Below are 10,310 nucleotides of genomic sequence, written 5' to 3' on the forward strand. Positions count from 1 at the left end.
GCTCATCCATGTCTCTCAGATTGCCCGATTTCGTCCCCCCCCTCAACGGTTACGACTGTTTTGGGTTGAGAATACTATTAATAATCAGAGCGTTTTTGGGAAGATAAGGAGGATCAATCATTTCACGATGAATACCAGTGGCATAATGATTGATTCTTTCTCCTTTTGTTGCTTGTGTCCAATCATCTTGAGCTTCATAGTTTCCCTCAGCACGAATCAAATGAATAGTCCCTTGAATTTGTACATTTTTTAAGTCAGAATTCCAAAGAAAATTAAAGTATTCCCACACTTGATTATAAGTGCGATTGCGGAGTTTTTGATTTTCTAAAAAGTAACCTCTTAATTCCTGACGTTTGGGATTTAATAAGAAAGCATCAACCCCTTCTTGAATCTCTGACATATCAGCTTTTTTAGCCTCACGTCCTCCTCTGTAAGTATCCAGTAAAATGACATCAGAAACAACTCTCCCTCGACTTTCTAATTGTTGCGCCATTAACATCGCTAAAAATCCGCCGGCGGAATGTCCCATTAATTTTATATCTTGATTCTGAGCCAAATCCTCAATTAATTCAGCGTATTTTTTTAACATTAATTCATCGCTAATATACCGGAAAGTATAAATAGCATAATTCGTTAGATACTCTGCTAAATTGGCATAAGCAGCAGCGAAACCAAGGGCGGGTGGAAATAAAAAGACGGCCTTTTCTTGCTCCTTATTAAACACCACATAAGGACGTTCTTTCGGTTGAATATTCATCTCCTGAGCATAGATAATATAATCGCTTAATTCGGCTACTGTTGGCTTTTCATAAATCATTGATAAAGGAATTTCTATGGCCATTTTTTCATAAATTAAAGCCATAAGATTCATAGCTTGTAAGGAATGACCCCCCAACTCAAAGAAGTTATCATTAACCCCTATCTTGCCAGCTTGTAGAAGTTGTTGCCAAAGGCTTACTAAGATAGTTTCCGTTGAATTGCGGGGGGCTAAATAGGGTGATTCAACTAGAGAAGTCTCATCCGGTATAGGCAATTTATGAACGTCTATTTTCCCATTAGGATTTAAGGGAAAATCCGACAACATGACAAAGGCAGAAGGGATCATGTAAACGGGTAATTTCTGCTGTAAGAAACGACGCAAATCCTGGGAAGTTAATAAAGTATCTTTTCTGATTACATAAGCAACTAACCGTTGATTATATAAGGTATCTTCCCGCATAATCACAACAGTTTGTTCAACGTTGGGATGAGTTTCTAAAACCGTCTGAATTTCTCCTAATTCAATGCGTAAACCTCTCAGCTTGACTTGATTATCAATCCGCCCTAAATATTCAATGTTTCCATCAGGAAGATAGCGAGCTAAATCCCCCGTTTTATATAATTTCCCCTGAGCAAAAGGATGAGGAATAAATTTTTCAGCCGTTAATTCAGGTTGGTTGAGGTATCCACGCGCTAAACCCATTCCACCAATATGTAATTCTCCAGCAACACCAATAGGAACCGGTTGGAGATAACTGTCGAGGATATAAACTTGGGCATTAGCAATGGGACGTCCAATAGGAATTAACTGGGAATTTGGCTGACAGCACCAGACAGTAGCATCAACGGCGGCTTCTGTTGGTCCATAAGCGTTATATAATTCACAGTTTAACTGCTGAAAAAATCGTTGATTGAGTTCATAAGATAAGGCTTCTCCCCCGGCAATTACTCGTTTTAAACAGTGGCAATCTTTGCTCTTGGGATGTTGCAGAAAAACTCGCAATATTGAGGGAACACAAGTGAAATAAGTTACCTGTTCTTGCACAATTAAATCTATTAAATAATCTATATCTTTATACCCGTCAGGTTTAGCCACGACTAGGGTAGCACCAGATGTTAAAGATGAGAAAACTTCCCAAACTGAAACATCAAAACTAAAGGGAGTAATTTGGAGAATGCGATCTTCAGAGTTAAGATTATAATTGTCAATATTGTATTTTAGAGTATTGCAAATTCCTCTATGAATATTCATCACACCTTTGGGTTTTCCCGTTGAACCCGAAGTGTATATAACATAAGCTAAATTTTCTGGTTTAACTGGAGAGGTCAAATTCTCTTGACTATAATTAGCTATCTTTAACCAATCTGTATCTAAACACAGTATTTCGGCTTGATTTTCGGGCAGAAATTGAACTAAAGATTGCTGAGTTAACAACAGAGAAATCGCCGAATCAGATATCATATAATCCAAGCGCTCAGGGGGATAATTAGGAGCCAAAGGAACATAAGCTCCCCCGGCTTTAATAATTCCCAATATTCCGATGATCATCTCAAAAGAACGCTCAATAAAAATCCCCACTAATACTTCTGAAGTTACGCCTTTTTCTTTTAAATAGTGACCGACTTGATTAGCTCGATTATTTAACTCTCGATAGGTCAATTTTTCGCCGTCAAAAATAAGAGCTATTGCCTCGGGATTATCTCTAACTTTTTCTTCAAATAACTGGTGCAAACACTGTTGAGAATAAGCGACTTCGGTTTGATTCCACTCTATTAGTAATTGATGCTGTTCTTCAGGGGTTAATAAATTAATCTCAGATAATTTACAATCGGGATTCTGAATTACACTTTTAATAATTTGTAAAAAGTGACCGTTCATTCTGGCGATGGTTTCAGGCAAAAATAAATCTGGCTCATATTCGATCACTAATGTAAGATTATGACTATCTTCAAAGAAGCTCCAAGTCATATCAAATTGAGCCATGCGTGGTTTTAAGGGATAAGGTTGATGTTCCAAACCAGGAATTTTTAAGACAGTTTTGCTTTCTTTACCCAGTAGAGAAAACATGACATCAAATAAGGGATTTCTGGACAAATCACGTTCTAAATTGAGAGCGGATACTAATTTATCAAAAGGATAATCACGATATTCATAAGCATCAAGACAGGTGTTAGTTACTTCCCCTAAGACTTGCTTAAAAGTTACTCCCTCTGGTAATAAAGATCTCAAAGCCAAGGTGTTAACATAAAACCCGATCTGGTTTTCTAAATCAGGATGATTTCGTGCTGAAATAGGGATACCAACTACTAAATCCCGTTGGCCGGTGTGGCGGTAGAGTAATATTTTAAAGAAAGTCAGTAGGGTAATAAATAGAGTCGTCTGATTTCGAGTTGCAAAGGTTTGTAATTGTTGGCTAAGACTCTCACTAAATTGATAAGTGTAGGAAGCCGCTTGAGAAGATTTTACTTGAGGTCGAGGGAAGTCTATCGGTAAGTTTAAGATAGGGGGATGTTCGGAAAAAACCTCACACCAATACTCATGTTGTTCTCTAACTTCTTCACTTTCTAACCACTGATTTTGCCATGCCGCATAATCTTTATACTGTAGAGTAAGAGGGGGTAATTCAGCTTTTTTTTGTTGAGTATAAGCAGAGTATAATATAAAGAAATCTTGAAAGATAATATCAAGTGATTGTGCATCCCCAATAATATGATGGACAGTCAAACCAAAGATAAATTCTTCTGACTTAATCTGCACCAATAAGACCCGAATAAGGGGCAACTTTTCTAAACTAAAAGGTAAATTTGCCGACTCTTGAATTAAATCATCTGCCAAGAGTTCAGCATCTTTTTCTTCTCTTAAATCTTTAAAAATGATTAACTGTTCTGTGGGGATTTGCTCATGAATAACTTGCTTAATATTGCCCCCAACACTGGTAAAAGTGGTTCTGAGAATTTCATGACGGTTCACCAGTTCTTGAAAGGCTGCTGTTAATATAGAAACATCTAACTTGCCATTAATTCTCATGGCAAGCCTAATATTATAAGCACTAGAAGATTCGCTGATATGCTGCAAAATCCAAAGCCTTCTTTGACCGTGAGAGACTTCGTAATATTTTTGTTTTTCCAGTGGGTTAATTGAGTCAGATTGTGGTAAGTTGATCATCGTTTTTGTCGGGATTGAATTAATACAGCTTGTTCTTTTAAAGTATTATGGGTAAAAATTTCCCGTAATCGGAGAGAAACTCCAAATTGATTACGGATTTGTGACACTAAGCGCATCGCCTTCAGACTGTTTCCTCCTAGTTCAAAAAATGACTGATTACTGTTACTAACTTCTGCTTCTAATAACTCACCCCAAAGGGAAGCTAATAAAGCTTCTTGTGGATTAAAATCTGGGACTTGGTTAGTTGAGTTAGTAATATTTTCTTCGGGTTTTGGCAAAGCTAGACGATGAATTTTTCCATTGGGTAACAAGGGAAAAGCTTCTAACCGCATTAAAAAGCTAGGCTGCATATAAATCGGTAAGAGTTGCTTTAATTTACCTCGAATATATTCCTGATGAACTGTATCCTCGGCTTGATAATAAGCAATTACGTTTACTAATTCCTCCTTTTTATTAGCCATAACTAAGGCTTTTTCTACTCCCTCAATCCCACTGAGGACATCTTCAATCTCTCCTAATTCAATCCGTACCCCATTTAATTTAATTTGATTGTCACTGCGTCCTATTACTTCTAAAGTTAGATCAGGAAGCAGTCTGCCTAAGTCTCCAGTACGATAAACTATATCCCTCCCCCCATTCAAAGGATTAGGCACAAAAACTGAATGAGTTAAGCTTTCATCTTGATAATAACCTTTGGTTAAATAGGGGGATTTAACGAACACTTCTCCTACTTCTCCTATTGCCCTGGCGCGATTTCCATCAACCACTGCATAAGCGGCATCTGGCAAAGTTTGACCACCCGGAACCCGTTCATAGGGAATATTATTAGGGTTAGGAATTCGATAAAAATGCTTAACAAATGTAGTTTCACTTGCCCCATAAATATTCACAAATTCTGTCTGAGAGCCAAAAATTTGATGCCATTCAGCCAGTTCTTTCACAAATAAAGGCTCTCCTCCTAAGACAAAAATTCGCAAACTTTTCAGGAGATTATGTGCATTAATTAAACCACGCCCCATCTTTAAAAATAGACGCATTACCGAGGGGACAGTGTGTAGTAAGTTAATTTTCCATTCTCCTATTCGCAGTAATAAAAGCTCTAAGTCTTCTCGCTCTGTACTCTCTGGAATATACAGAGTTCCCCCTGAGCATAAAGTCACACAGGTTTCCCTCAAATAAGCATCAAAATTAATTTGAGCAATTTGTAAACAGCGCCAACTTTCATTAATGCCAAATTCCCGTTTTTCCCAATCAATGAAATGACGTAAGCTGCCGTGACTGCCTAAGATTGCTTTAGGTTCACCGGTGGAGCCAGAAGTAAACATAATATAATTAGAATCATCAGCATCTGGCATAGCTAGAACGGGTTTCAGGTTGCTTAATTGGCAAGGAAACTCTTGATAATCCATGCCATTCCACTGATGATATTGCTGAATTTTATGAGCCTTAACCACTAAGATATGAGGCGGTTTTTCTAATGCGGATAGTTGGGGTTTAATCCCCTCTAAATTCTCAGCCGCAACTAAGATAATTTCGGGGCTAGTTTTAATCATCATGCGTTGCCGGCGCTCCTCTGGTTCATCTAAACGTAGAGGTAAATAGATTCCTCCGGCTTTAAATACTGCCAGCATGGCGATTAACTGACGATAATCTCCTTCTAGGAGAACACCACAAACCTTATCTTTTTCCACGCCTAATTCTTTTAAGGCATAAGCCCAAAAGTTAGTTAGTTCATGTAATTCTTGATAGCTAAATTTACCCCCTGGATAAATAATCGATGTTTTCTCCGGTTTGGCTGCAACTTGGTCAATAAAATCGTGGATAATAGTACGGGTTTCTAAGCGAGGAATAGGATTGATAAAATTGGCAATGAAAGCGGTTTCTGCCTCCGATAACAAAGAAATGTCTTTGACGGGTTGGGCGGGGTTAGATAGCATTTCATTCAAGAGTTTATCGAAGTGAATGAGACATTTTTTCATCCTCTCCTCTTGGAATAAGTCGGTGTTATAAATTAGCTCTAATCTGAGTTTTTCCTGATCTTCACTAAACACAAAAGATAGATCAAACTTACTGGTCGGGGTCAGGGAATCTAGAGATTTTATTTGTATATTTTCCAAGCCTACAGGTTGATCAAAATTTTGCAGAAGGACTAATATATCAAACAAGGGAGTGCGGTTAATTTCTCTAGAAACAGCTAATTTTTCTACTAAAATATCAAAGGGATAATCGGAATGTTCTAAGGCTTCGGTAACGGTTTGACGAACCTTTGCGAGTAGATTTTTGTAGCCTTTTTCGGGTTCAATTTGGTCACGAATAACTAAGGTATTGAGAAATAAACCGATTAGAGATTGCAGTTGAGGATGGCTTCTGGTGGCGATTTCTGTACCAATAGTAATATCATGTTGACCACTGTAGCGATACAGTAATATTTTGACAGCCGCTACCAATGCCATGAATAGGGTGATTTCGTTTTCCTGACAAATTTTTCTTAATTTAGAAATCGTTTCTCGGTCAAATGTCCAGCTTAAATGAGAACCCTTAAACGTCTTTATTTGGGGACGTTTAAAGTCTGTCGGTAAGTGAACTCTGGTCAGTTGTCCATTGTCCAGTTTTTGCCGCCAGTAATCTAGGTTTTTTGAATTATTTTCGCTTCTTAAAAGATTATTTTGCCATCCTGCATAATCTTTATATTGTATCGGCAATGGCTCTATACTAGGCTGTAATCCTTTGGCTAAATCAGAGTAGTATTGTAAGCATTCTTTAGCTAACAAACTCATTGACCAACCATCACAGATAATATGATGAATTTCTAACTCTAAAATATATTCATTCGGAGATAGTTTATAAATCTTAGAGCGCACCAGGGGACTTTTCTCTAAGTCAAACGGTTTTCTCTCTTTTGCAATCGTTTCTAGGATTTCTTCATCAGGTTTATTTGTCCAGTCTTTAAATTCCCAATCAAAAGGACGATTTTGCAGGATTTTCTGTTGTGGTTCACCGTTAATTAAAATGAAAGATGTCCGCAGGGATTCATGACGGGAAATCAATAATTGTATGGCTTTTTCAAAGACATCTGGACTAAAATCTCCTGCTATTTTGAGGGTGGAAACAATATGATAAGCTACATTATTGAGATCCATCTGTTGCAAGACATAGAAACGTCTCTGAGCATGGGATGTTTCGTAGGTTTCTTGTGCAGATACAAGGGGAATAGTGGCTACCGTCAGAGGGGTAACAGTGCTTAATAATGCTGCTTGTTCAGCAATGGTAGGATGAGCAAATACTTGTTTAATGGGCAAAGATTGCCCTAACTTTTCCTGAATTTTACTCACTAGAGAAATAGCTTTTAAGCTATGTCCTCCTAACTCAAAGAAGTTGTCACTAACCCCTATTTTGGATACCTGAAGAACATCTTGCCAAATCTGAGCTAAGAGGCTTTCTTTTTCATTTCTTGGGGCTATATAAGCAGATTCAATAATTGATGTCTCATCGGGGATAGGTAATTTTTTCCTGTCTATCTTGCCATTGTTATTTAAGGGAAAATCCGACAACATGACAAAGGCAGAAGGCACCATATAAGCGGGCAGTTGCTGCTGTAAGAAACGGCGTAGCTCCTGAGGAGTTAATAAAGAATTTTTTCTGATTACATAAGCAACTAACCGTTGATTATATAAGGTATCTTCCCGCATAATCACAACAGTTTGTTCAACGTTGGGATGAGTTTCTAAAACCGTCTGAATTTCTCCTAATTCAATGCGTAAACCTCTCAGCTTAACTTGATTATCAATCCGTCCTAAATATTCAATATTGCCCTCAGGAAGATAGCGAGCTAAATCTCCGGTTTTATATAATTTCCCCTCAGCAAAAGGGTTAGAAATAAATTTTTCTTGAGTTAATTCCAGACGATTGAGATATCCACGCGCTAAACCCATTCCACCAATATGTAATTCTCCAGCAACACCAATAGGAACCGGTTGGAGATAACTGTCGAGGATATAAACTTGGGCATTAGCAATGGGAGTTCCAATAGAAATTTGGGAATTTGGCTGACAGCACCAGATAGTAGTCTCAACCGCTACTTCTGTTGGTCCATAAGCGTTATATAATTCACAGTTTAACTGCTGAAAAAATCGTTGATTGAGTTCATAAGATAAGGCTTCTCCCCCGACAATTACTCGTTTTAAATAGTGGCAATATTTGCTCTTGGGATGTTGCAGAAAAACTCGCAATATTGAGGGAACACAAGTGAAATAAGTTACTTGTTCTTGCACAATTAAATCTATTAAATAATCTATATCTTTATACCCGTCAGGTTTAGCCACGACTAGAGAAGCACCAGATATTAAAGACGAAAAAATTTCCCAGACTGAACCATCAAAACTCAAGGAAATAATTTGGAGAATGCGGTCTTCAGAGGTAATATTATAATGACCAATAGTATATTTCAGAGTATTACAAATTCCTCTATGAATATTCATCACGCCTTTGGGTTTTCCCGTTGAACCTGATGTATAAATAACATAGGCTAAATTCTCAGGAGTCGTTAGATTGAAGGGATTTTCTGGACTATAGGTAGCTATCTTTTCCCAATCCCTATCTAAACACAGTAACTCGGCCTCAGTTTGGGGAAGAAAATCTCCTAAAGATTCCTGAGTTAACACCAAAGAAACCCCCGAATCTGAGAGGATATCCCCCAAGCGCTCGGTAGGATAATCCGGAGCTAAAGGTACATAAGCTCCCCCGGCTTTTAATATCCCTAATAAACCGATGACCATCTCTAGGGAACGCTCCATAAAAATCCCGACCAAACTTTCTGGACCTACACCCTTATCTCGTAAACAGTGAGCTAACTGATTGCCCCGGTTATTTAACTGTTGATAGGTTAATTTTTGGTCTTCAAAAATAACCGCTATTCCCTGCGGATTCTGTGCAACTTGTTCCTCAAATAATTGATGTAAAGACTTATCTAAAGGATAATCTGCCTCGGTATTGTTCCACTCTACTAATAACTGATGTTGCTCTTGTGTTGTCAATATAGGTAATTGTGTTACCCGTTGCCGAGTATCAGTAACAATCCCTGTTAAAATAGTCTGTAAATGTGCTGCCATCCGTTCAATCGTATCCTGAGTAAAACGGCTAGTATCATAGACTAACTGAATCAGTAACTCCTGTTTAGGAATAGCAACCACCGTCAAAGGATAATTAGTTTCCTCAAAATTCTCCACATCCTTAACCCTTAAGGATTGACGAGAATCTCTCGATAACGCTTCTCTAGGATAATTCTCAAAAACGACCAAACTCTCAAACAGGGGAACCCCCGGTGGAATATCACTTAATCTCTGTATTTCAGCCAGAGAAACATAAGCATAATCCTGAATTTCTGCTTGCTTTTGCTGTAATTCCTGTAACCAAGATAGCAATAAATCTGATTCTCTGATGGAGACTCGCAGCGGCAATGTATTAATAAATAATCCTACCCTATGTTCTACCCCTGATAAATCATGAGGGCGACCAGAAACCGTAACCCCAAATAAAACTTCTGACTCCCCACTATAGCGACTGAGAAGAATCGCCCAAGCGGCCTGTACTAGAGTAGATAAGGTCAGATTATGCTTTTGCGCCAAAGATTGCAGGTCTTTGGAGTGAGAAGCCGATAAATGACAGTTATACTCTTTATAAGTCGGCTTACCTTCAGATTTCATTAACTGGAGTCTGTCCACCCTCAGGGGGGTGGGAGTCATAAACCCTTCAAGAGTTCGCTGCCAAAAACTCTCAGCAATAGATGGGTTTTGCTGCTGTAACCAAACAATATAATCTTGATAAGGACGCGGTGAAGGAAGATGATAACTTTTCCCTTGAATACCTGCCTCATAAAACCCTAAAACTTCTTGATAAATAATAGGCATACTCCAACCATCCAGAATAATATGATGATGATTGCAGAGGAATTTATAAGTTTGGTCCGATAGTTGAATCATCAAGCAGCGCATTAAAGGAGCAACTTTTAGTTCAAACCCTTGTTGACGCTCTGTTTCTAACAATAAATCTAAACGTTGTTGTTGTTCTGTGGGGGAAAGATTGCGCCAATCTTGATAATCCCAAGGCAAATCAACCTTTTTTCGCACAATTTGCAGAGGTTTTTCCCGTTTTTCCCAAAGAAATAGAGTCCTTAATACCGAGTGACGCTCTACAACCTTTTCCCACGCTTGCCTAAAAACTGCAAGGTTAATTTCTCCCTCCAGAGTAATTAGAGTTTGACTACAATAAATCCCTGAATCAGGAGTATAAAGACTATGAAAGAGCATCCCTTCCTGCATGGGGGAAAGAGGATAAATAGACTCCACATTTTTGGCGGGTTGATTTTTTGTGTCTGCCATGAAAGATT

2 protein-coding genes are annotated in these 10,310 nt (G+C 38.3%); both read right to left on the bottom strand.

The genetic code is table 11. The features are described 5' to 3' along the window. Positions 1-49: 49 nt before the first annotated feature. Positions 50-3,925: a non-ribosomal peptide synthetase gene (locus MAE_RS16655; RefSeq protein WP_012266626.1), complete on the bottom strand. Its 3,876-nt coding sequence runs from the start codon at positions 3,923-3,925 to the stop codon at positions 50-52. Beyond that, positions 3,922-10,302: a non-ribosomal peptide synthetase gene (locus tag MAE_RS16660; protein WP_012266627.1), complete on the bottom strand. Its 6,381-nt coding sequence runs from the start codon at positions 10,300-10,302 to the stop codon at positions 3,922-3,924. Before MAE_RS16660 ends, MAE_RS16655 begins: the two co-directional genes overlap by 4 nt. Between the last annotated feature and the right edge of the window lie 8 nt (positions 10,303-10,310).

The sequence above is a fragment of the Microcystis aeruginosa NIES-843 genome, assembly GCF_000010625.1.
GTDB lineage: Bacteria > Cyanobacteriota > Cyanobacteriia > Cyanobacteriales > Microcystaceae > Microcystis > Microcystis aeruginosa.

Bases quoted from the DNA above. Each gene is read 5' to 3' on its own strand.
- MAE_RS16655 (WP_012266626.1), bottom strand. From the start codon at position 3,925: ATGATCAACTTACCACAATCTGACTCAATTAACCCACTGGAAAAACAA.
- MAE_RS16660 (WP_012266627.1), bottom strand. From the start codon at position 10,302: ATGGCAGACACAAAAAATCAACCCGCCAAAAATGTGGAGTCTATTTAT.